This window comes from Phaeovulum veldkampii DSM 11550, assembly GCF_003034995.1.
GTDB classification, from domain to species: Bacteria; Pseudomonadota; Alphaproteobacteria; order Rhodobacterales; family Rhodobacteraceae; genus Phaeovulum; species Phaeovulum veldkampii.
In genome coordinates this window covers 37,485-58,264 of sequence record NZ_PZKF01000015.1, presented here as the reverse complement: position 1 = coordinate 58,264, position 20,780 = coordinate 37,485, and the positions used below count along the sequence as shown (strand labels likewise).

Annotated in this window: 21 protein-coding genes and 1 pseudogene; 17 read left to right on the top strand and 5 right to left on the bottom strand. The window is 65.4% G+C overall.

All coding sequences use genetic code 11. The features are described 5' to 3' along the window. Positions 1 to 67: 67 nt before the first annotated feature. From C5F46_RS08320 to C5F46_RS08270, 11 genes are all read left to right on the top strand, one after another. A complete protein-coding gene (locus tag C5F46_RS08320; protein WP_107324892.1) occupies positions 68 to 1,129 on the top strand; it encodes a YeeE/YedE family protein in 1,062 nt (353 codons plus the stop codon). An 84-nt stretch (positions 1,130 to 1,213) separates the two neighbouring features. Further along, on the top strand, positions 1,214 to 1,777 hold the full coding sequence (locus C5F46_RS08315) for a NifU family protein (RefSeq protein ID WP_107324891.1): 564 nt from the start codon (positions 1,214 to 1,216) through the stop codon (positions 1,775 to 1,777). Next, positions 1,767 to 2,402 carry a tRNA (adenosine(37)-N6)-threonylcarbamoyltransferase complex dimerization subunit type 1 TsaB gene (tsaB, locus tag C5F46_RS08310; RefSeq protein WP_107324890.1) on the top strand — a complete coding sequence of 212 codons (636 nt, stop codon included), beginning with the start codon at positions 1,767 to 1,769 and terminating at the stop codon, positions 2,400 to 2,402. The genes C5F46_RS08315 and tsaB overlap by 11 nt, the downstream gene beginning before the upstream one ends. Further along, positions 2,399 to 2,824, top strand: coding sequence for a GNAT family N-acetyltransferase (locus C5F46_RS08305; RefSeq protein WP_107324889.1), 426 nt, complete (start codon positions 2,399 to 2,401; stop codon positions 2,822 to 2,824). Before tsaB ends, C5F46_RS08305 begins: the two co-directional genes overlap by 4 nt. Positions 2,825 to 2,943: 119 nt before the next feature. Then, a complete protein-coding gene (locus tag C5F46_RS08300; protein WP_107324888.1) occupies positions 2,944 to 3,933 on the top strand; it encodes a BMP family lipoprotein in 990 nt (329 codons plus the stop codon). 6 nt (positions 3,934 to 3,939) lie between these two features. Further along, positions 3,940 to 5,496 carry an ABC transporter ATP-binding protein gene (locus C5F46_RS08295; protein WP_107324887.1) on the top strand — a complete coding sequence of 519 codons (1,557 nt, stop codon included), beginning with the start codon at positions 3,940 to 3,942 and terminating at the stop codon, positions 5,494 to 5,496. Beyond that, positions 5,493 to 6,584, top strand: a complete 1,092-nt coding sequence (locus tag C5F46_RS08290) for an ABC transporter permease (RefSeq protein WP_107324886.1) — start codon at positions 5,493 to 5,495, stop codon at positions 6,582 to 6,584. Before C5F46_RS08295 ends, C5F46_RS08290 begins: the two co-directional genes overlap by 4 nt. Next, complete coding sequence (locus C5F46_RS08285) at positions 6,584 to 7,549, top strand: ABC transporter permease (RefSeq protein ID WP_107324885.1); 966 nt, start codon at positions 6,584 to 6,586, stop codon at positions 7,547 to 7,549. Before C5F46_RS08290 ends, C5F46_RS08285 begins: the two co-directional genes overlap by 1 nt. Beyond that, positions 7,533 to 8,336, top strand: coding sequence for a purine-nucleoside phosphorylase (locus C5F46_RS08280; protein WP_107324884.1), 804 nt, complete (start codon positions 7,533 to 7,535; stop codon positions 8,334 to 8,336). Before C5F46_RS08285 ends, C5F46_RS08280 begins: the two co-directional genes overlap by 17 nt. A gap of 80 nt (positions 8,337 to 8,416) precedes the next feature. Beyond that, positions 8,417 to 9,331, top strand: coding sequence for a sulfite exporter TauE/SafE family protein (locus C5F46_RS08275; protein WP_107324883.1), 915 nt, complete (start codon positions 8,417 to 8,419; stop codon positions 9,329 to 9,331). Further along, positions 9,328 to 10,089 (top strand): TIGR02186 family protein, encoded by a 762-nt coding sequence (locus tag C5F46_RS08270; protein ID WP_107324882.1) that lies wholly within the window; start codon positions 9,328 to 9,330, stop codon positions 10,087 to 10,089. Before C5F46_RS08275 ends, C5F46_RS08270 begins: the two co-directional genes overlap by 4 nt. A 55-nt stretch (positions 10,090 to 10,144) precedes the next feature. Here C5F46_RS08270 and C5F46_RS08265 read toward each other — a convergent pair whose 3' ends face one another. From C5F46_RS08265 to C5F46_RS08255, 3 genes are all read right to left on the bottom strand, one after another. Beyond that, positions 10,145 to 10,381: an Lrp/AsnC ligand binding domain-containing protein gene (locus C5F46_RS08265; protein WP_107324881.1), complete on the bottom strand. Its 237-nt coding sequence runs from the start codon at positions 10,379 to 10,381 to the stop codon at positions 10,145 to 10,147. Between the two features lie 67 nt (positions 10,382 to 10,448). Next, positions 10,449 to 11,237 (bottom strand): inositol monophosphatase family protein, encoded by a 789-nt coding sequence (locus C5F46_RS08260; protein ID WP_107324880.1) that lies wholly within the window; start codon positions 11,235 to 11,237, stop codon positions 10,449 to 10,451. After that, the gene (locus C5F46_RS08255; RefSeq protein WP_107324879.1) at positions 11,234 to 12,007 is read right to left on the bottom strand and encodes a DeoR/GlpR family DNA-binding transcription regulator; all 774 of its coding nucleotides are present in this window, start codon (positions 12,005 to 12,007) and stop codon (positions 11,234 to 11,236) included. Before C5F46_RS08255 ends, C5F46_RS08260 begins: the two co-directional genes overlap by 4 nt. Before the next feature lie 175 nt (positions 12,008 to 12,182). On the opposite strand from C5F46_RS08255, the gene C5F46_RS08250 reads away from it, so the two are divergent. The 6 genes from C5F46_RS08250 (at position 12,183) to C5F46_RS08230 (ending at position 19,515) form a co-directional block, all read left to right on the top strand. Then, positions 12,183 to 13,142, top strand: coding sequence for an ABC transporter substrate-binding protein (locus C5F46_RS08250; protein ID WP_107324878.1), 960 nt, complete (start codon positions 12,183 to 12,185; stop codon positions 13,140 to 13,142). A gap of 57 nt (positions 13,143 to 13,199) precedes the next feature. After that, entirely contained in the window at positions 13,200 to 14,222 is a 1,023-nt protein-coding gene (locus C5F46_RS08245; RefSeq protein ID WP_107324877.1) for a quaternary amine ABC transporter ATP-binding protein, read from the top strand. Continuing rightward, positions 14,219 to 15,328 carry an ABC transporter permease gene (locus C5F46_RS17090; RefSeq protein ID WP_235820122.1) on the top strand — a complete coding sequence of 370 codons (1,110 nt, stop codon included), beginning with the start codon at positions 14,219 to 14,221 and terminating at the stop codon, positions 15,326 to 15,328. The genes C5F46_RS08245 and C5F46_RS17090 overlap by 4 nt, the downstream gene beginning before the upstream one ends. Before the next feature lie 230 nt (positions 15,329 to 15,558). Next, on the top strand, positions 15,559 to 16,179 hold the full coding sequence (locus tag C5F46_RS17085) for an ABC transporter permease (RefSeq protein WP_328588559.1): 621 nt from the start codon (positions 15,559 to 15,561) through the stop codon (positions 16,177 to 16,179). Further along, positions 16,176 to 17,057 (top strand): choline kinase family protein, encoded by an 882-nt coding sequence (locus C5F46_RS08235; RefSeq protein WP_107324876.1) that lies wholly within the window; start codon positions 16,176 to 16,178, stop codon positions 17,055 to 17,057. Before C5F46_RS17085 ends, C5F46_RS08235 begins: the two co-directional genes overlap by 4 nt. 7 nt (positions 17,058 to 17,064) lie before the next feature. Continuing rightward, positions 17,065 to 19,515 carry a GcvT family protein gene (locus C5F46_RS08230; RefSeq protein ID WP_168796844.1) on the top strand — a complete coding sequence of 817 codons (2,451 nt, stop codon included), beginning with the start codon at positions 17,065 to 17,067 and terminating at the stop codon, positions 19,513 to 19,515. A gap of 44 nt (positions 19,516 to 19,559) precedes the next feature. Here the strand turns inward: C5F46_RS08230 and C5F46_RS08225 are convergent. Both C5F46_RS08225 and C5F46_RS08220 read right to left on the bottom strand, forming a co-directional pair. Then, positions 19,560 to 20,295, bottom strand: a pseudogene (locus C5F46_RS08225) (aldehyde dehydrogenase family protein). Between the two features lie 218 nt (positions 20,296 to 20,513). Further along, a complete protein-coding gene (locus C5F46_RS08220) occupies positions 20,514 to 20,711 on the bottom strand; it encodes a hypothetical protein (protein WP_107324875.1) in 198 nt (65 codons plus the stop codon). Between the last annotated feature and the right edge of the window lie 69 nt (positions 20,712 to 20,780).

Below are 20,780 nucleotides of genomic sequence, written 5' to 3'. Positions count from 1 at the left end.
TGTGCTAAAGGTCAAGCTGCATGATGATTCTGTGACAGCGACACTTTGGCGCGGGGCTGGAGACACCATGGATATTGTCTCGATCATCGACCGGATCGGCGAAGGCCCCGCGGCGGCGCTGTTCGGGCTGATCACCGGCATGGTTTTCGGTATTGCCGCGCAGCGGTCGAATTTCTGCCTGCGCGCCGCGACGGTGGAATTCGCGCGCGGCGAACTGGGGCCGAAGGTCGCGGTCTGGCTGCTGACCTTTTCCACGGCGGTCGTCTGGGTGCAGGGGGCCGAACTCTTGGGGCTGTTCCGCTCGGCCGATGCGCGGCTGATGTCGGTGCCGGGGTCGTGGTCGGGCGCGGTGATCGGGGGGCTGGTGTTCGGCGTGGGCATGGTGTTGGCGCGGGGCTGTTCGGGGCGGCTTCTGGTGCTGGCGGCGACGGGCAACCTTCGGTCGGTCATGTCGGGGCTGATCTTTGCCGTGGTCGCGCAAATGAGCCTGAAGGGCGTGCTGGCCCCGCTGCGCGACGATCTGGCAGGCCTGTGGGTCACAGCCGGTGGGGTCAACGTCAACCTTCTGGAAACGCTTCATCTTCCCAATGGGGCGGGGCTGGTGTTTGGCGTTGCGGTGGCGATTTTGGCGCTGGTTCTGGCACGGCGTGCCCGCATCGGGGCGCGGGTTTTGCTGTTCGCCTCGGGGGTGGGGTTTTCGGTGGCGCTGGGCTGGGTGCTGACCTGGAACCTCGCGCAGGCCAGCTTTGATCCGGTGTCGGTGACATCGGCCACCTTCTCGGGGCCATCGGCCAATACGTTGATGTATTTCCTCGACCGCAACTCGGTGCTGGAATTCGATGTGGGGCTGGTGCCCGGTGTGTTCCTTGGCGCGTTTCTGGCTGCGTTGGTCACGCGTGAATTGCAGTTTCAGGGCTTTGAGGGGGCGGCCCCGATGCGCCGCTCGATGATCGGCGCGGCGCTGATGGGCTTTGGCGCGATGCTGGCTGGGGGGTGTGCCATCGGCTCGGGCGTGACCGGCGCTTCGGTCTTTGCGGGCACCGCCTGGCTTGCGCTTCTCAGCATGTGGGTCGGGGCGATCTTTACCGATTTTCTGGTTGATCAGCGCGCCAGCCGGGTTCTGGCCTGAATCCGCGGACCCGGACTGCCTCGGCCCAAACTTGACGAAAACGGTCGTCAGGCGCATATGTGCCTCAAGCCAAGGAGGCACCCCATGTTCATCCAGACCGAGTCGACCCCCAACCCTGCCACGCTGAAGTTTCTGCCGGGGCTGACCGTGCTGGAAACCGGCACCGCCGATTTCCCTACGGCCGAGGCGGCGGGGGTTTCGCCCCTCGCGCGGCGCATCTTTGCGGTGCCGGGTGTGTCGGGGGTGTTTTTCGGGTCCGATTTCGTGACCGTCACCAAGACGGATCTGGACTCCTGGGATCATGTCAAACCCGCCGTGCTGGGCGCGATCATGGAGCATTTCCAATCCGGAGCGCCGGTGATGGAGGGGGACGGTCAGGCCGCAGGCGGGCACGCTGACCATTCCGGCCCCGATGCCGCGATCGTGTCGCAGATCAAGGAGTTGCTGGATACCCGCGTGCGCCCGGCCGTGGCGCAGGATGGCGGCGACATCACCTTCCACGGCTTTGACCGGGGCGTGGTTTATCTGCACATGCAGGGTGCCTGCGCGGGCTGCCCGTCTTCGACGCTGACGCTCAAGATGGGGATCGAGAACCTGCTGCGCCACTACATTCCCGAGGTGACCGAGGTGCGCGCCGTTGCGCCCTGAGCCGTTGATTCTGGCCTTTGACACATCGGCCGCGCATTGCGCGGCCGCTTTGCTGTCGGGCGACAGGGTGCTGGAGACGCGCGCCGAGGATATGGCCAAGGGGCAGGCCGAACGGCTGTTTCCGATGCTGGAGGAGATGCTGGCCCGCCATGGCGCAGGCTGGCGCGATCTGGCCGCAATCGGGGTGGGGATCGGGCCGGGCAATTTTACCGGCGTGCGGATTTCGGTGGCGGCCGCGCGCGGGCTGGCGCTGAGCCTTGGGGTTCCCGCGCTGGGCGTGTCGCGGCTGGAGGCGCTGGCGCATGGCCTGCCGCGCCCGGTGGTGGCCGCCGAAGACGCCCGGCGCGGCGAGGTTTACTGTCAAGGTTTTGGCCCCGACACCGCGCCTGCGCTGGCGGCACTGGACGCGGCTCCCGCGGCGCGGGCGTTTGTCGGCTCTGCTGCCGAGGCGCTGGCCGCACGCCATGGCGGCGCGGCTCTGGCCCCGGCAATGCCCCTGGCCGAAGCCATTGCCCGTATCGCCGCCGCCCGGCGCAGTACCCCCGGCCCGCGGCCCGCGCCGCTTTATCTGCGCGCCGCCGACGCCGCCCCGCCCGCCGACCCCGCGCCGGTGATCGTGCCGTGACGCCCGCCGATCTGGCCGCGCTGCACGCCGTCTGCTTTCTCACCCCCCGGCCCTGGTCGGCGGCTGAATTTGTGGCCCTGACCGGCCGCGCCGATACATTCCTTTTGACCGAATCGCAGGGCTTTCTTCTGGGGCGTGTGGTGGCAGGCGAGGCCGAGTTGTTGACGCTTGCCGTAGCCCCCGTGGCGCGGCGGCAGGGCACTGCCCGCCGCCTGCTGGCGCGCTTTCAAGCCGAGGCGATGGCGCGCAGCGCCGAAACCGCGTTTCTGGAGGTGTCGGCTGCCAATGCCCCGGCGCGCGCGCTTTATGCGACTGCGGGGTGGGCCGAGGCCGGGCTGCGCCGTGGCTATTACCGCCGCCCCGAGGGTGGTGCCGAGGATGCGCTGATCCTGACGCTTGACCTGCCTGCCACGACGCTGTGACAGGCGTAGATCGCGCTTGACCGGCCCGGCGTTCCCGGCCCTAATCCTTTGCAATGCGGGCGCTTGGCCCGCCCAAAGGCATTCGCCCGAAGAATGCCGCAACAGACCGGGAGAAACCTATGCCTGTCATGACACACCTCCTTGGCGCAGCCGCCACGCTGGCGCTGACCGCGGGCGGCGCGCTTGCCGATCCGGCGCTGATCTTCGATCTCGGCGGCAAGTTCGACAAGTCGTTCAACGAGGCGGCCTTCAATGGCGCGCAACGCTGGAAGGCCGAAACCGGCGGCAGCTACAAGGAACTGGAGATGCAGTCCGAGGCGCAGCGCGAACAGGCGCTGCGCCGTCTGGCCGAAACCGGCGCCAATCCGATCGTGATGACGGGCTTTGCCTTTGGCGATGTGCTGAACACGATCGCGCCCGACTACCCCGACACCAAATTCGCCATCATCGACGCGGTGGTCGATCAGCCCAACGTGCGGTCGGTCGTGTTCCACGAGGAACAGGGGTCGTATCTGGTCGGCATGATGGCCGCGATGGCCTCAAAAACCGGGACAGTGGGTTTTGTCGGCGGGATGGACATTCCGTTGATCCGCAAATTCGCCTGCGGGTATGTGCAGGGCGCCAAGGCGGCCAACCCCGAGGTGAAGGTGATCCAGAACATGACCGGCACCACCCCCGCTGCCTGGGCCGACCCGGTGAAGGGCGGCGAACTGGCCAAGGCCCAGATCGCTCAAGGCGCTGATGTGATCTATGCCGCCGCCGGTTCTACCGGGCTTGGCGTGCTGCAAGCGGCGACGGATGAGGGCATCCTGTCGATCGGGGTGGACAGCAACCAGAACCACCTGCACCCCGGCAAGGTGCTGACCTCGATGATCAAGCGGGTGGACATTTCGGTCTACGAGGCGTTCACCGCCGGTGCCGCACTGGAAACCGGCATGATCGCCATGGATCTGGCCAAGGATGGTGTCGGATACGCGCTGGATGAACACAACGCAGCCCTTGTCACGCCAGAGATGAAGGCCGCTGTCGATGCCGCCGCCGCCAGGATCGTGGCGGGCGAGGTCACGGTGCATGACTACATGACCGACAACACCTGCCCGGTGAACTGACCGGCCATGGGTGCGCGCCAACAGACGGAGCGGCAGGCAACTGCCGCCCCGGCCATTGAACTTCGCGCCATCTCCAAGGCTTTCGGGCCGGTGCAGGCGAACAAGGATATTTCGATCCGTGTCGAGCGCGGCACGATCCACGGCATTGTGGGGGAAAACGGCGCGGGAAAATCCACGCTGATGTCGATTCTTTACGGGTTTTACCGCGCCGACGCGGGCGAAATCCTGATCGGCGGGCGGCCTGTGCAGATCCCCGACAGTCAGGCCGCGATCCGGGCTGGCATCGGGATGGTGTTTCAGCATTTCAAACTGGTGCAGAATTTCACCGTTCTGGAAAATGTCATTCTGGGTGTGGAGGAGGGTGCGCTTTTGCGCCCCTCGCTGAACAAGGCGCGGCGCGTGCTGGGCGATCTGGCCCGCGAATACGAACTGGACGTAGACCCCGACGCCGCCATCGAAGATCTGTCGGTTGGCCATCAGCAGAGGGTCGAAATTCTCAAGGCGCTGTATCGGCAGGCCGACATTCTGATTCTGGATGAACCCACCGGGGTGCTGACCCCGGACGAGGCGGATCACCTGTTCCGCATCCTGGCCAGCCTGCGCGATCAGGGCAAGACGATCATCCTGATCACCCACAAGCTGCGCGAGATCATGGAGATCACCGACGCCGTTTCGGTCATGCGCCGGGGCGAAATGGTGGCAACGCTGAAAACTGCCAGCACCAGCCCCGAAGAACTGGCCGAGCGGATGGTGGGTCGCAAGGTGCTGTTGCATGTGCCTAAAGGTCCGGCCAACCCCGGCCGCAACGTGCTGGAGGTGGAAAACCTGCGGGTGGTCGATGCCGCGGGCATCGAACGGCTGCGCGGCATCGGGCTGACGGTGCGGGCGGGCGAGATTCTGGGGGTGGCCGGGGTGGCGGGCAACGGCCAGTCTGAACTGCTGAAAGTGCTGGGCGGGTTTCAGCGCGCCACGGGCCGGGTGCGGGTGAACGGCGACGACATCGACCTGACCGGCCGCCGGTCAGACGGCCAGACCCGGCGCGCCCGCGGTATCGCCCATGTGCCCGAAGACCGGCAGGCGCTGGGCCTGATCATGGATTTCACCGCTTGGGAAAACTGCGCCTTCGGCTATCACAACGCGCCTGAATACCAGAAGAACGCGCTGTTCATGGATAATGCCGCGATGCAGGCCGATGCGCAGGCCAAGATGGAGCGGTTCGATGTGCGCCCGCCGACCGCGACGCTGGCGGCCAAAAGCTTCTCGGGCGGCAATCAGCAGAAAATCGTTCTGGCGCGCGAGATCGAGCGCAACCCCGATCTGTTGCTGGTGGGGCAGCCGACGCGCGGGGTGGATATCGGCGCGATCGAATTTATCCACAAGCGGCTGGTGGCGCTGCGCGATGCTGGCAAGGCGGTGCTGATGGTCAGTGTCGAACTGGAGGAAATCCTCAGCCTGTCGGACCGGATCGTGGTGATGTTCGATGGCCGCATCATGGGCGAGCGGCTGCCTGACCAGACCAATGAGCGCGAACTGGGCCTGTTGATGGCGGGGGTGGCGGCATGAGCGAGCGGATTCCGAAATGGGCCGATGTCGTGCTGGTTCCTGTGATCAGCCTTGCGCTGGCCTTTGTCATTTCCGGCCTTGTGATCCTGGCCATCGGGGAAAACCCGTGGGAGGCGCTGAAGCTGATGGTCAACGGCGCGCTGGGGTCAAGCTATGGCTGGGGCTTTACGCTGTATTACGCTACCAACTTCATCTTTACCGGGTTGGCGGTGGCGGTGGCGTTTCACGCCAGCCTGTTCAACATCGGCGGCGAGGGTCAGGCCACACTGGGGGGCCTTGGCGTTGCGCTGGTCTGTCTGGCGCTGCCTTGGCCACATTGGGGGCTGGCGCTGCCTGCCGCGGTGCTGGGGGCCGCGGCCTTTGGCGCGCTGTGGGCGGCGGTTCCGGCGTGGCTTCAGGCCAGGCGGGGCAGCCATATCGTGATCACCACGATCATGTTCAATTTCATCGGCGCATCGGTGCTTAACTATGTGCTGGTCAACGTGCTGCGCCCGGTCGGCAGCATGGACCCGGCCACGGCGCGGTTTCCACCGGGCGCCAGCCTGCCCACGCTGCACGACATGGCAGCGGCCCTTGGCATCGCCTGGGGCCGGAATACGCCCGCCAATATCACCTTTTTCATCGCGCTGGCCTGCTGCGTTCTGGTCTGGGCGATCATCTGGCACACGCGGCTGGGCTATCAGATTCGCGCCTTTGGCAAATCCGAGGGCGCGGCCCGCTATGCTGGCATCAACCCGGTGCGGATCACCATGTATGCCATGCTGATCTCGGGCGCGCTGGCGGGGTTGATGGCGATCAACAACGTGATGGGCGAGGCCGAGCGGCTGGTGCTGAACTCGGTCGAGGGGGCGGGCTTCATCGGCATCGCGGTGGCGCTGATGGGTCGCAGCCATCCGGTCGGTGTTCTGCTGGCGGCGCTGTTGTTCGGGTTTCTCTATCAGGGCGGCGCCGAGCTTGCGCTCTGGACGACGATCCCGCGCGAGCTGATTACCGTGATTCAGGCGCTGGTGATCCTGTTCACCGGAGCGCTGGACAATATGGTGAGAATGCCGGTGGAGCGGCTGTTCCGCGGCCGGGGGGCAGCGTGATGGATCTGATGACGGCCTTGCAGATCCTGGATTCGACCGTGCGGCTGGGCACACCGCTGCTGCTGGCCTGTCTGGCGGGGCTGTATTCGGAACGTGCGGGCATCTTTGACATCGGGCTTGAGGGCAAGATGCTGATGGCTGCCTTCTTTTCCGGCGCGGTGGCTTTCGTGACCGGGTCGGTCTGGCTGGGGCTGATCGCCGGGATCGCGGGGGCGATGTCGCTGGCGGTGGTGCATGGGCTGGCCTCGATCACCTTCCGCGGCAATCAGCTTATCTCGGGCGTGGCGATCAACTTTCTGGCCTCGGGGCTGACGGTGCTGATCGGGCAAAAGTGGTTCGCCCTGGGCGGCCGCACCCCGGCGCTGTCGGGCGAGGGGCGGTTTCAGCCGATCGTCCTGCCCTTTGCCGACAGTTTGCGCGATGTGCCGGTGATCGGCCCGGTCTATTATGAACTGATCTCGGGCCATACGGCGCTGGTCTATGTGGCTTTTGCGGCGGTGCCGATCAGTTGGTGGCTGCTGTTTCGCACCCGCTTCGGGCTGCGGTTGCGGGCGGTGGGCGAAAATCCTGCGGCGGTCGATACGGCGGGCATATCGGTCACGCGGCTGCGCTATGCAGCAGTGGCCATCGCCGGGTTGCTGACCGGCATCGCGGGTGCCTATCTGGCCACCGGCCTGTCGGCGGGCTTTGTCAAGGAAATGACGGCGGGGCGCGGGTTCATCGCGCTGGCCGCGCTGATCTTTGCCAAATGGCGCCCGGTTCCGGCCTTGGGGGCCACGATGCTGTTTGGTCTGTTGGAGGCGGTTGCAAACCGCTATCAGAACATCGACCTTGGCGGCGTCGTCATCCCCGTGCAGGCGATGCAGGCGCTGCCCTATGTTCTGACCGTGATCATCCTTGCCGGTTTTGTCGGCAAGGCGATCCCCCCCCGCGCCGGAGGAGAGCCCTATGTCAAGGAACGCTGAGGCCCTTGTCGCGCTGATTCGCGAACAGGCAGGCAACGCCCCGCCGCTGGTGGGGTTGATCCTTGGCTCGGGGCTGGGTCATCTGGCCTATGCGGTCGAGGGGGTGGCGATTGATTATCACGACCTGCCCGGCTTTCCCCATGCCGGTGTTTCGGGCCACAACCCGCGGCTGATGGTAGGCACGCTGGAGGGCGCGCGCGTGGCGGTGTTCGGTGGGCGGTCGCATTATTACGAACATGGCCGCGCCGATGCGATGCGCCTGCCGCTGGAGGTGCTGCGGCGGCTGGGCTGCGACCGGGTGATCGTGACCAACGCCGCGGGCAGTCTGCGCGATGACATTCCCCCCGGCGGGCTGATGATGCTGTCGGACCATATCGCCTTTACCGGGCTGAACCCGCTGATCGGCGAGCCGTCCGAGGCGCGCTTTGTGCCAATGACCGAGGCGCATGATCCGGCCCTGCGCGCCGCACTGGCCGATGCCGCCAAGGCCGAGGGCGTTGACCTGCCAGAGGGGGTCTATGGCTGGTTTTCCGGCCCATCGTTTGAAACCCCGGCTGAAATTCGCGCTGCGCGGATTCTGGGTGCCGATGCGGTGGGCATGTCTACCGTGCCCGAGGTGATCCTGGCCCGGTTTCTGGGGCTGAAGGTGGCGGCGGTTTCGGTCATCACCAACATGGGGGCTGGGCTGTCGTCCGAGGCGATCAGCCACGAACACACCAAAGCCATGGCGCCCCTGGGCGCCGAAAAGCTGGAACGTGTGCTGCGACGATATTTGCGCAGCATCTGACCTGCCCGATTGCTGCACCGTTTCACCGCCCCGTCGCCGCGCCGCTGGCGCCCCCGCAACCGCCGCAGAAACGCAAACCGATGCAGATTTATCTCCCCATCGCCGAGGTCTCGATCAACGCCTATCTCCTGCTGGGGTTGGGTGGCGTGGTGGGGTTGCTGTCGGGGCTGTTCGGGGTGGGTGGTGGGTTTCTGATCACGCCGCTTTTGTTCTTCATCGGCATTCCGCCGGTGGTGGCGGTTGCGACAGGGTCCAATCAGGTGGTGGCATCGTCGGTGTCGGGTGTGCTGGCACATCTGAAACGCAAGGCGGTCGATATCCCGATGGGGCTGGTGCTGCTGGCGGGCGGGATGATCGGCTCGGGGCTGGGCATCTGGCTGTTCAACGCGCTGTCGGCGCGGGGCCAGATCGACCTTGTGGTGCAGCTGGCCTATGTCGTGTTCCTGGGCCTTGTGGGCCTGTTGATGCTGCAAGAGGGCGTGCGCGCGCTGCGCCGGTCCAGCCGGGGCCGCCCGCCCCAGCGCCGTCAGCACAGCTGGATCCAGCGGCTGCCGTTCAAGGTGAAATTCCGGGTTTCGGGGCTGTATATCTCGGTTATTCCGCCGATCATGGTGGGCCTTGTGGTCGGCTTGCTGGCGGCGGTGATGGGGGTGGGGGGCGGCTTTATCATGGTGCCCGCGATGATCTACCTGCTGGGGATGCCGACCAAGGTTGTGATCGGCACCTCGCTGTTTCAGATCATCTTTGTGAGCGCCTTCACCACCATGCTGCACGCCATCACCAACCAGTCGGTGGACGTCGTGCTGGCGTTGCTGCTGATTTTGGGCGGTGTTGTCGGGGCGCAGATCGGCTCGCGGCTGGGCAACCGGCTGAACGCCGAGCAGTTGCGCATTCTGCTGGCGCTGCTGGTGCTGGCGGTCTGCGCCAAGCTGACCGCAGACCTGCTGTTGCGCCCGGTCGAACTCTATTCCCTTTATTCCGGGGTGCGGCCATGATCCGGGCGGCGCTGCTGGGACTGCTGTTGCTGCTGGCTCCCGCTGTGCGGGCCGAGGAACTGGTGGCGGGCCTCAGCCAGGACAATATCGGTATCACCGCACGCTTTGACGGGTCCGAGATCCTGATTTATGGCGCGGTCAAGCGCGATGCGCCGATTCCCTTTGGCCCGCCGCTGCATGTGATCGTGACGATCGAAGGCCCCTCGGCGCCGGTCACGATCCGCCGCAAAAGCCGCGAGGCGGGCATCTGGATCAACACCGATTCCGTCGCCGTCGCCTCAGCGCCCAGTTTTTACGCTGTGGCAACCACGGGCGGTCTGGCGAATATCCTGTCTACCGAGGAGGACGAACGCCAGCGCATTTCGTTGCCGCTGGCGATGCGGTCCTTTGCCGGGCCTCTGCGGGTAGACGATACCCGCCCCTTCACCGAGGCGCTGCTGCGCATCCGCAAGGCGCAAGGGCTTTATACCGTGAACGAACGCGGGGTGCGGCTGGTCGAGGGAACGCTGTTTCGCGCCGATTTCACCCTGCCCGCCAATCTGGTCGAGGGCGATTACAAGGCCCGCATCTTCCTGACCCGCGCGGGCAAGGTGATCGACATGCATCAGGCCGCGATTCAGGTGCGCAAGGTGGGGCTGGAACGCTGGGTCTTTGCGCTGTTGCGTGAAAACCCGGTGTTATACGGGCTGTTGTCGCTGGCGCTGGCGGTGGCGGCGGGTTGGGCGGCCTCGGCTGCGTTCCGCATGATCCGGTCCTGAGCCTTGGCCGCGCCCGAAAAGGGGCATGTTGCCGCCGACGATCACCCGACCGACATCAGAAGGCCCTGAAAGTCATCGTGGTCAGAGTCCGGCTGATGCCCGGAATGTCGAACAGTTTTTCGTTCAGCCAGTGGCCCACATCGGCGTCTTCGGGGATATAGACCTTTGCGATCAGGTCGTATTCGCCCGAGGTGGAGTAAAGCTCGCTCACCACCTCACGGTCATAGATTTCATCGGCCACGGCATAGGTCTTGCCCGGCTGACAGCGGAATTGAACGAAAACACAGCGCATCGGCGCCCTCCTTGTCTGTTGGGGGCCACTCTAGCCCCAGCCCGCCGGACAGGAAAGAAGCCGCGTGTCAGCCCGGCGCAAGTTGCGCCAGAAGTTCCGCATGCAGCGCGGGCGGTGCCGCGACCACCCGCCCGTCAGACTGAAAATCCAAGGGGCGCCCCTGCCAGTCGGTCATCACGCAGCCCGCAGCCTCGACCAGGGGCAGGACGGGAAGATAATCATAAGGCTCCAGCCCGTGATCGACCACGGCATCGACCCAGCCCGCCGCAAGCTGAACGTAGGAATAGCAATCCGCCGTCGGGCGGGCATAGCGGGCCACGCGCAGCAGCCGTTCCAGCGCGGCCCGGTCGCTGACGAAAATGCGCTGCATCTCGTTGATGCAGACAAAGGCCCGATCCAGCGCCACGCCCTGCCGCGCGGCGATGGGGGCGCCGTTCAGAAACGCGCCGATCCTCGGCCCGCCCCAGGCGATTTCGCCCAAGGCGGGCATTTGCACCACGCCCAGAACCGGCGCGCCCCGATACAGCAGCCCCAGGAGCATCCCCCACATCGGATGCCCCGAGATGAAGCTTTTGGTGCCGTCGATCGGGTCGATGATCCACAGAAATTCGGCCTCCATCCCGTGTGCGCCGTATTCTTCGCCGTAGATGCCATGGTCGGGAAACCGCGCGGAAATTTCGGCGCGCAGGCGCGCCTCGGTCGCGCGGTCGGCGGCGGTGACAGGGCTTTCGTCGGCCTTGGCTTCGACGGCAAGGGCTTTGCGGAAATGGTCCATCGGCACATCGCGCGCGGCCTGCATGATCTGCCGCGCCGCGCCGATCAGAACCCCACGACTTGCCGCGTTCAAACCTGTCATGCCATGCCTCCGTCTGTCAGGATGATCTCTACACCGGCGGCAATCAGCATTGCGGCAATATCGGGCGGTGGTGCGGCATCGGTGACGATGGTCGAAAACGCCTCAGGTTCGGCAATGCGGATTGGCGCGTGGCGGCCGAATTTGGTGGCATCGGCCGCGATCACCGCACGTGCCGCGCAACGGATGATCTCGCGCGAGAATTCGGCCTCGCGCATGTCATGCAGCAAAAAGCCCGCCTCGGGGTCAACGGCGGCGGCTGACAGAACCGCCCAATCGACCCGGAACTGCCGCACGAAGGCTAGCGCCTCGGGGCCGAAGGCGCCGCCGTCGTGGCTGCGTAATTCGCCCCCCGCCATAAAAATGCGGTTCTGCGAACTGCCCGAAAATGCCTGCGCCACCGCCAGCGAATTGGTGACCACGAACAGGTTGCGATGGTCGCGCAGCGCCTGCGCGACATAGGCGGTCGTGGACCCCACATCCAGAAACAGCGACGCGCCGTCGGGGATCATCGCCGCCAGCTTGCGGGCAATGGCGCGTTTGGCCTGCGGGTTTTCATCCAGCCTTTGGGAAAAGCTCGCCTCGGCGACCCAGCCCCTCAGATAGACGCCGCCATGCACCTTGGTGACAAGCCCCTGATCCTCCAACCGCCGGATGTTGCGTCGTATCGTTTCCTCGGTCACGCCGAGGCTGCGCGACAGATCCTGAACGCGGCCCGAGCCGGTCTGACGCAGGGCATCCAGAAGTTCCCGTTCGCGCTTGCTGGCTAACATGGCATCCTCCGACTTCTGGTGGATTTTCCGGCAGGTTCCAACCTAAAGCAACAAAAACCCCACCTGATAACACAAAAAACAACAATGCCTTTGACAGGCCGCTGATTCGCTCCCACGCTTTTCAGCAAGAGGGCGAAACGCCCCACCCGCAAAGTCCAACAGAAGAGGATGCCCCATGCTGACCTCCCGACGCTTCGGCCCGGCCATCGTATTGGCCGCACTTCTGACAACCACGACACTGGCCCCGGCCCGTGCCGAGGTTGAATCGACCGACCCGATCAAGCTGACCCTTCACGACTGGACCGGTCAGCTGATCACCACCAATCTGATGGCCCGCATTCTTGAGGAGGCGGGCTATACGGTTGAAACCGTCCAAGCCGATTATCTGGCGCAGTTTGCCGGTCTGACAACCGGCGATCTGCATGTGGCGATGGAAATTTGGGAAACCACGGGCCGCGAGGCGATGGATGCGGCCACCGCCACTGGCAATGTGGTCAACCTCGGGTCTACCGGCATGATCGCGATCGAGGAATGGTGGTATCCCGCCTACATGGAGGCGCAATGCCCCGGCCTGCCGGACTGGGAGGCGCTGAAAGCCTGCGCCGCCGCCTTTTCCACCCCCGAAACCGCGCCAAAGGGCCGCTATCTGGGCGCCCCCGTTACCTGGGGCGGGTTCGACGAGGAGCGCGTGGCGGCTCTGAGCCTTGATTTCGAGGTTATCCATGCGGGCACCGATGCGGCGATGTTTGCGGAACTTGAATCCGCCTATCAGCGGCAGGCGCCGATCCTGATGTGGGTCTATGCCCCGCATTGGGCGCCGCTGAAATACCAAGGCAACTGGGTGAAATTCCCCGCTTACAGCCCGGAATGCTATGTCGACCCGGCAGTGGGCGTGAACCCGGCGGCAACGCATGATTGCGGCAAGCCTACGGGTCCGATCTGGAAGGTGGCGTGGAAGGGCGTGGCCGAGAAATGGCCCGGTGCCGCCAAGGCCATCGAGGGCTTTAGCATCACCAACGACGCGATGGGCGCGATGATCGCCAAGGTCGATCTGGACGGGGTGCCGATGGAAACCGTCATTGACGACTGGATGGCCGAGAACGAACCGGTCTGGAAAGCCTGGATTGGTCAATAACAGTCTGGCCCGGCCCTGCGGGGCCGGGCCACCCCAGCGCCAAAGGCACCGCCCCCAATGCACAACGTCCCCGTCAAGCTTGCCTGCCGGAATATCTGGAAAATCTACGGGCCGCATCCCGAACGGCTGCTGGCCGGGGGGGCGGTGCCCGACATGGCCACGATCCGCGCGAGCCATCATGTGGGCGCGGTGCGCGCGGCCACCCTTGATGTGCGCGAGGGCGAGATTTTCGTGATCATGGGCCTGTCTGGGTCTGGCAAATCGACGCTGATCCGCTGCCTTGCCCGGCTGATCGAACCGTCGGCCGGGGAAATCCTGTTCAACGGGCGCGATCTGCTCAAGGCCACCCCGCGCGAGCTGATCGAGATCAGGCGGCACAAGATGGGGATGGTGTTTCAGCATTTTGCCCTGTTGCCGCATCTGACCGTGTTGCAGAACGTGGCCTTTCCGCTGGAGGTGCAGGGCGTTGCGCGCGCGGCGCGCGAGGCGCGAGCCGCCGAGGTGATCGGCCTTGTCGGTCTGACCGGGCGCGAGGGGCATTATCCGCGCCAGTTGTCGGGCGGCCAGCAACAGCGCGTGGGCATCGCCCGCAGTCTCGCGGTTGAACCCGAGCTTTGGTTTCTGGACGAACCCTTTTCGGCACTGGACCCGCTGATCCGGCGCGAGATGCAGGACGAGTTTTTGCGGATTCAACGAAAACTGAAGAAAAGCATCGTTTTCATCACCCATGATTTCGACGAGGCGATCCGGCTGGCCGACCGCATCGCGATCATGAAGGATGGCGCGCTGATCCAGATTGCCACACCCGAGGAACTGGTGCTGAACCCGGCCGACGATTATGTGGCCGAGTTCACCGCCCATGTGCCGCGCGCCAAGGTGGTGACGCTGGGGCGCATCCTGACGCCGGGGTCTGCGGCGGCGGTTGCGGGCAGCCTGCCGGCCTCGGCACGGGTTGAGGCGGTGGCCGCGCAGATCGAGGGCGCTGCGCTGCCCCATGCTGTGCTGGACGATGACGGTGCCGTGCTGGGCCATGTCGGCGCCCGCGCGGTGATCGACGTTCTGCTGGGGCGCGCGCAGTGAGGGGGGCGCTTGCCCTGTGGCCTGCGCTGTTTGCGGCCTCGCTGCTGCTGGCCTGGCTCGTTGGCCCGCTGCCGGTGCCCAATGCGATGCGCCCAGATATGGCCGGTGCGATCAGCGCGGCGATGGGCTGGCTGGTGAATGAGGCGACCTTTGGGCTGTTCACCTTCCAGGACGCAACGCGCGCGTTTGCGGCGCTGATCGACCTGCCCTATCAGGCGGCGCGGATCGCGCTGGTCGAAGGCGTGAGCGAAGGGCGCGGGTCGCGCGCGGTGACGCTGGTGCCACCCTTTGGCTGGCTGGCTGTGACGATGGCCGCCGCCGCGCTGGGCTGGTGGGCGCAGGGCTGGCGGCTTGCCGCGCTGGTTGCGGCCTGCTTTCTCTATCTTGCCGCTTTCGGGCGGTGGGACAGCGCGATGGTCACGCTCGCCTCGATCCTGATCGCGGTGCCGATCGGGGCGGTGGCGGGGTTGGCCCTGGGGATCATCGCCTTCTGGGTGCCGCGGCTGGATCGCGTTATCGCCCCTGTGCTGGACCTGATGCAGACGGTGCCGATTTTCGCCTATCTGGTGCCGATCCTGTTTCTGTTCGGCTTTGGTCCGGTGGCGGCGCTGGTGGCCACGGTGCTTTATGCGATGCCGCCGATGGTGCGCGTGACCACGCTGGCGCTGCGTTCGGTGCCCACCGAACTGGACGAATTTGCCCGGATGGCGGGCTGCACCGGGCGGCAGCGGCTGGCCAAGGTGCTGCTGCCCGCGGCGCTGCCCGACCTGATGGTGGGGGTCAATCAGGTCATCATGCTGAGCCTGAACATGGTCATCATCGCCTCGATGATCGGGGCCGGGGGTTGGGGTTTGATGTGCTCAACGCGCTGCGGCGGCTGGATATCGGCGCGGGTGTCGAGGCGGGGCTGGCGATCACCGCACTGGCCATCGCGCTGGATCGGCTGGCCCATGCGGTGGCCGACCGCACCCGCGGCCCAGCAGCGACCGGCGGCAGCTTTGCCCGCCGCCACCGGCTTGTTCTGTCGGTGCTGGGGGTGGCGCTGGCGATCACCGCGCTGGGGCTGGTCGTGCCAGCCGCGCAGGACTGGCCGAAGGAGGCGGTGATTTCGACCAAGGGGTTCTGGTCCGATCTGGTGCGCACCCTCAACACCCAGTATTTCGACCAGCTTGAGGCGGTGAAGACCGCGCTTTTGGTTCATGTGCTGCTGCCGGTAAAGCGGTTGTTGCTGGCGCTGCCCTGGCCCTGGGTGGTGGCGCTGGTCACGCTGGCGGGTTGGCAGTTGGGCGGGCGCAGGCTGGCGGCGCTGTGCCTTGGCCTCAGCCTGTTTCTGGCAATGACCGGGTTGTGGGAACAGGCGATGACCACGCTTTACCTGTGCGGCGTGTCGGTGGTGATTGCCGGGTTGATCGGGGTGCCGCTGGGCATCCTGGCGGCGGCAAGCGACCGTGCGGGGCGCGCTATCGTGCTGATGATCGACACGCTGCAAACGCTGCCCAGTTTCGTCTACCTGATCCCGGTGGTGATGCTGTTCCGGGTGGGCGACTTTTCGGCGATGATCGCGGTGGTGCTGTATGCGCTGGCGCCTGCGGTGCGCTATACTGCGCATGGGCTGCGATCAGTTCCGCCCGAACTGATCGAGGCCGGGCAGGTCTGCGGCTGCACGCGGTTCCAGATACTGACCCGTATCCGGCTGCCCAGTGCGCTGCCCGACATGCTTTTGGGCCTGAACCAGACGATCATGCTGGCGCTTTCGATGTTGGTCATCACCGCGCTCGTCGGCACCCGCGATCTGGGGCAGGAGGTCTATATCGCCCTGACCCGCGCCGATACCGGGGCGGGGCTGGTGGCGGGCCTGTCGATCGCTGCCATCGCCATAATCGCCGACCGGCTGATTGCCGCGGGTGCCGCCGGGGCCCGTGCCCGCCTTGGCCTGACCGGAGAGGGACACGCATGAGCCGCACCCCCGCCCTGACCCGCGCGCTGTCCTTGCCGATCTGGCAGGGACCTGTCACCGCCGAACCCCTGGGCGGCGGCATTACCAATGTGAATTTCGTGGTGACCGATGCCCGCCGCCGCGCCGTGGTGCGGATCGGCGACGATATTCCGGTGCATCAGGTGATGCGCTTCAACGAACTGGCTGCGGCCCGCGCCGCCCATGCCGCGGGCATCTCGCCTGCGGTGCTGTATCACGAACCCGGTGCGCTGGTGATCGACTATATCGAGGCCCGCACCCTCTCGGCCGAGGATGTGCGCGCGCCGGGGATGCTGGATCGTATCCTGCCGCTGGTCGCGCGCGCGCATCGCGAGATACCGCGCCATCTGCGCGGACCGGCGCTGATGTTCTGGGTGTTTCACGTCATCCGCGACTATGCCGCCACGCTGAAGGACGGCGACAGCCGCCATAGCCCGCGCCTGCCCGAAGTGTTGCGGGTGGCCGAGCGGCTGGAGGCTGCGGTGGGGCCGATCGACCTGATCTTTGGTCATAACGATCTGTTGCCCGCCAACCTTCTGGATGACGGCAACAGGCTGTGGCTGATCGACTGGGACTATGCCGGTTTCAATTCGCCCCTGTTCGATCTGGGCGGCTTGGCCGCGAACAACGGCCTGAGCCCCGCACAGGAAACCGCGATGCTGGAGGCCTATTTCGACCGTGCCCCCGACGCGGGCCTGTGGCGGCGCTATCGGGCGATGAAATGCGCCTCGGCCTTGCGCGAAACGCTGTGGTCGATGGTGTCGGAACTCTACTCCGAACTCGACTTCGACTTCGCCGCCTATACCGAAACCAACCTTGCGGCCTATCGCGCCGCGCTGGACGCATTCGAGGAAACCTGAGGACATCATGGCAGACCTACCCACCACGGCGAAGGCCGTCATTATTGGCGGTGGCATCGTCGGATGCTCGACCGCTTACCATCTGGGAAAGCTCGGCTGGACAGACACGGTGCTGCTGGAACGCAAGAAGCTGACCTCGGGCACCACCTTCCATGCGGCGGGGCTGGTTGGGCAGTTGCGCACATCGGCCAATATCACGCAGTTGCTGGGCTATTCGGTCGATCTTTACAATCGGCTGGAGGCGGAAACCGGCCTGCAAACCGGCTGGAAGATGAACGGCGGGCTGCGGCTGGCCTGCAATGACGAACGCTGGACCGAGGTCAAGCGGCAGGCCACCACCGCCCATTCCTTCGGGCTGGAAATGCAGCTGCTGACGCCGAAGGAGGCGCAGGATCTGTGGCCGCTGATGACCATCGACGATCTTAAGGGTGCGGCCTTCCTGCCCACCGACGGGCAGGCGAACCCGTCGGATATCACCCAGTCTCTTGCGCGCGGGGCGCGTATGGCCGGGGTCAAGATTTTCGAGGATACCCCCGTCACCCGCATCATCGTGGATGACGGCCGCATCCGCGGGGTGGAAACGCCCGCAGGCACGATCGAATGCGAAAAGGTTATCCTGTGTGCCGGGCAGTGGACGCGGACACTGGCCGCGACCGTGGGGGTGAATGTGCCGCTGGTATCGGTGGAACATCAATACATGATCACCGAACGCATCCCCGGCATCACCCCCGGCCTGCCGACCCTGCGCGACCCGGACCGGCTGACCTACTGGAAGGAAGAGGTCGGTGGGCTGGTGATGGGCGGGTATGAACCGAACCCCGTGCCCTGGGCGCAAAAGGGCATCCCTGAGGGGTTCCATTACGAATTGCTGACCTCGAATTTCGACCATTTCGAACAGTTCATGGATCTTGCCATTGGCCGTGTGCCCGCGCTGGAAACGGCGGGCATCAAGCAACTGATCAATGGGCCGGAAAGTTTTACCCCAGACGGCAATTTCATTCTGGGCGAGGCGCCCGAGTTGAAAAACCTGTTCGTTGGTGCAGGCTTCAACGCCTTTGGCATCGCCGCGGGCGGGGGCGCGGGCATGGCGCTGGCTGAATGGGTGGCCAAGGGTGCGGCGCCGTTCGATCTGTGGCCCGTCGATATCCGTCGCTTTGGCCGGGTGCATCAGTCGACCGACTGGGTGCGCACCCGCACGCTGGAGGCCTACGGCAAGCACTACACCATCGCCTGGCCGTCCGAGGAACACGCCTCGGGCCGCCCTGCCCGCCGCTCGCCGCTGTATGCGCACCTCAAGGCCGCCGGGGCCTGCTTTGGCGAAAAGCTGGGTTGGGAAAGGCCCAACTGGTTTGCCGATCTGGCCGCGGGAGAGGTGGCACGGGATGTCTATTCCTACGACCGCCCCGGCTGGTTCGATGCGGTGGGCCGCGAACACCACGCCTGCCGCACCGCGGCGGTGCTGATCGACCAGACTTCGTTTGCCAAGTTCACGCTGAAAGGCCCTGATGCCGCCCGCGCGATGAACTGGGTGGCGGCGAACAATGTTGACCGTGCCGTGGGCAGCCTGACCTATACCCAGATGCTGAACGATCACGGCGGCATCGAATGCGACCTGACCGTGGCGCGGGTGGCGCGTGACGAATTCTACATCGTCACTGGAACCGGCTTTGCCACGCATGATTTCGACTGGATCGCCCGCACCCTGCCCGAGGGCTGCAATGCGCAACTGGTCGATGTCACCTCGGGCTTTGCGGTGCTGTCGCTGATGGGGCCGCGCGCGCGCGACATCTTGCAGTCGGTCACCGAGGATGACGTGTCAAACGCCGCCTTCCCCTTCGGCACCGCGCGGCGCATCGCCATTGCCGGCTGCCCGGTGCTGGCGCTGCGCGTGACCTATGTGGGCGAACTGGGGTGGGAATTGCACATGCCCACCGAATTCGCCGTGACCGTCTATGAGGCGCTGATGGCCGCGGGCGCACCGCTGGGGCTGATCAATGCGGGCTACCGCGCCATCGAGACGCTGCGGCTGGAAAAGGGCTACCGCGCCTGGGGTGCCGACATCGGGCCGGACCACACGCCAGTCGAGGCAGGGCTGGCCTGGGCTTGCAAGATGAAATCGGGCATCCCCTTCAAGGGGCGCGAGGCGGTGGCGGCGCAATTGGCGGGCGGCGTGAAAAAGCGCCTTGCGGGCTTTGCCGTCGATGACCCGGAGGTGGTGCTTTTGGGGCGTGAGACGATCTACCGCGACGGGCAGCGGGTGGGCTGGCTGTCGTCGGGCGGGTTTGGCCATACGCTGGGCCGCCCCGTGGGCTATGGCTATGTCCGCAACCCCGAGGGGGTGAGCGAGGATTACATTCTGAGCGGTCGCTATGAACTCGAGGTCGCCTCGGTGCTGGTGCCCTGCACCGTCTCGCTGGAGCCGTTTTTCGACCCGAAAATGACACGCGTGAAGGTGTAACAACAGACCGCGTGGCATTTTCGGGCCAGCACCGTAGCACGGCATCAGCCCGAAGACCCGCCCCGGTCGCACAGATTGGAGCGGGTCAGAAGCCCGTTACCCAGCGAAAACATGCCTCCCGGTCCCAGTGTCACCGGAAACAGATTTTCGCTGGAAGATTGCATGATCAGCTGCCCCGTGGTCGTCTCGCCGGTGAATGCGATCATGGCGATGTCCGCGCTGGAGGCCAGCGGTTTGCCCGCTTCAAGCGCAAAGCCGTTCACGATGTTCCGCACCCCCGGCGACGGCAGATTGCCGATCAGTTCAGCCCAGACGAGGATCGAGGCCGCGGTCTGTTCGGCGGGCTTCGGCGCCACGCAATTGTCTGCCGCCGGCGCGGGGGTCAGCTTCCGGCAGGACATCAAGAACCGAAAGTTCCACGGGAGGATGTGCGCCACCACGCCCAAAGCTTGTGGAAGTGATCGGCTACGGTGTCTTGGTTGATCTGGCTCAGCGCGCTCTTCTGCGCGCGCAGCTTGTGAAATAGCCGAAGTGGTCAATCGCCAGCGGCAGGTCGGCGGCCCGCATCTCGCGGATCGGTTTGCTGTTGTTACAGATTCTGGCCACCCCCAGCAGCTCAAGGTTCGCCTCCATCCGGTCGGCGATCTGATTTACGATATTGGCGCGTTCGGTCGCGCTGGTGTGGGCGCAGCGGTCCTTGGCGGCATGGGCGGCATCCAGCGCCGCCGCGATGTCGGAGGTATCCGAACGGGCGATGTCCCTGAGCGCGGCGCCGGTCAACGGCGTGGTGTTGGTGCGTTAGCGCCCGGCATTGGGCGCACGAAACCTGCCGTTGATGAAGTTGTCATAGCGGCACGGAACGGTGACACCAGTCGCCCCTGAAATTGCGAGGCCAGCGCGGTATTTATGGCGCGGAAATTCTGATCCCGATGCACCACGACCGAGCGCCCCTCGATCAGGCAGGTGCCGATGCCGTTGGTCCTCCAGCGCTCCTCGCTTCAGTCGGTGTCAGACACCAGCCCGGCCTCGTGAAAAAATCCGTGATCGGCTGGGCGGAACCGTTCATCCAGAACCGACCCCTTTGCATCGGTCAGCGGCACGCTGCTACCCACCTCGCCCGCGGTGCGCGCCAGCCGCAACAGCGCGGGGGCGTCCAGCCGCAACAGCAGCCCCGCCGTCTCCCTCCGGGTGCGCATGCCGGGATCGACCTTGTAATGCAGATGTGACCGTTTCCAAGATGCAGCGAAAAGTGCCCGCCCCAAAAG

What these genes read in the sequence shown, in the direction of transcription:
- C5F46_RS08245 (WP_107324877.1), top strand. Translation starts at nt 13,200, where the DNA reads ATGCACAACGTCCCCGTCAAGCTTGCCTGCCGGAATATCTGGAAAATC.
- C5F46_RS08295 (WP_107324887.1), top strand. Translation starts at nt 3,940, where the DNA reads ATGGGTGCGCGCCAACAGACGGAGCGGCAGGCAACTGCCGCCCCGGCC.
- C5F46_RS08260 (WP_107324880.1), bottom strand. Translation starts at nt 11,237, where the DNA reads ATGACAGGTTTGAACGCGGCAAGTCGTGGGGTTCTGATCGGCGCGGCG.
- C5F46_RS08275 (WP_107324883.1), top strand. Translation starts at nt 8,417, where the DNA reads ATGCAGATTTATCTCCCCATCGCCGAGGTCTCGATCAACGCCTATCTC.
- C5F46_RS08320 (WP_107324892.1), top strand. Translation starts at nt 68, where the DNA reads ATGGATATTGTCTCGATCATCGACCGGATCGGCGAAGGCCCCGCGGCG.
- C5F46_RS08300 (WP_107324888.1), top strand. Translation starts at nt 2,944, where the DNA reads ATGCCTGTCATGACACACCTCCTTGGCGCAGCCGCCACGCTGGCGCTG.
- C5F46_RS08285 (WP_107324885.1), top strand. Translation starts at nt 6,584, where the DNA reads ATGGATCTGATGACGGCCTTGCAGATCCTGGATTCGACCGTGCGGCTG.
- C5F46_RS17085 (WP_328588559.1), top strand. Translation starts at nt 15,559, where the DNA reads ATGACCGGGTTGTGGGAACAGGCGATGACCACGCTTTACCTGTGCGGC.
- C5F46_RS08255 (WP_107324879.1), bottom strand. Translation starts at nt 12,007, where the DNA reads ATGTTAGCCAGCAAGCGCGAACGGGAACTTCTGGATGCCCTGCGTCAG.
- C5F46_RS08290 (WP_107324886.1), top strand. Translation starts at nt 5,493, where the DNA reads ATGAGCGAGCGGATTCCGAAATGGGCCGATGTCGTGCTGGTTCCTGTG.
- C5F46_RS08265 (WP_107324881.1), bottom strand. Translation starts at nt 10,381, where the DNA reads ATGCGCTGTGTTTTCGTTCAATTCCGCTGTCAGCCGGGCAAGACCTAT.
- C5F46_RS08315 (WP_107324891.1), top strand. Translation starts at nt 1,214, where the DNA reads ATGTTCATCCAGACCGAGTCGACCCCCAACCCTGCCACGCTGAAGTTT.
- C5F46_RS08235 (WP_107324876.1), top strand. Translation starts at nt 16,176, where the DNA reads ATGAGCCGCACCCCCGCCCTGACCCGCGCGCTGTCCTTGCCGATCTGG.
- C5F46_RS08230 (WP_168796844.1), top strand. Translation starts at nt 17,065, where the DNA reads ATGGCAGACCTACCCACCACGGCGAAGGCCGTCATTATTGGCGGTGGC.
- C5F46_RS08270 (WP_107324882.1), top strand. Translation starts at nt 9,328, where the DNA reads ATGATCCGGGCGGCGCTGCTGGGACTGCTGTTGCTGCTGGCTCCCGCT.
- C5F46_RS08220 (WP_107324875.1), bottom strand. Translation starts at nt 20,711, where the DNA reads ATGCGCACCCGGAGGGAGACGGCGGGGCTGCTGTTGCGGCTGGACGCC.
- C5F46_RS08250 (WP_107324878.1), top strand. Translation starts at nt 12,183, where the DNA reads ATGCTGACCTCCCGACGCTTCGGCCCGGCCATCGTATTGGCCGCACTT.
- C5F46_RS08280 (WP_107324884.1), top strand. Translation starts at nt 7,533, where the DNA reads ATGTCAAGGAACGCTGAGGCCCTTGTCGCGCTGATTCGCGAACAGGCA.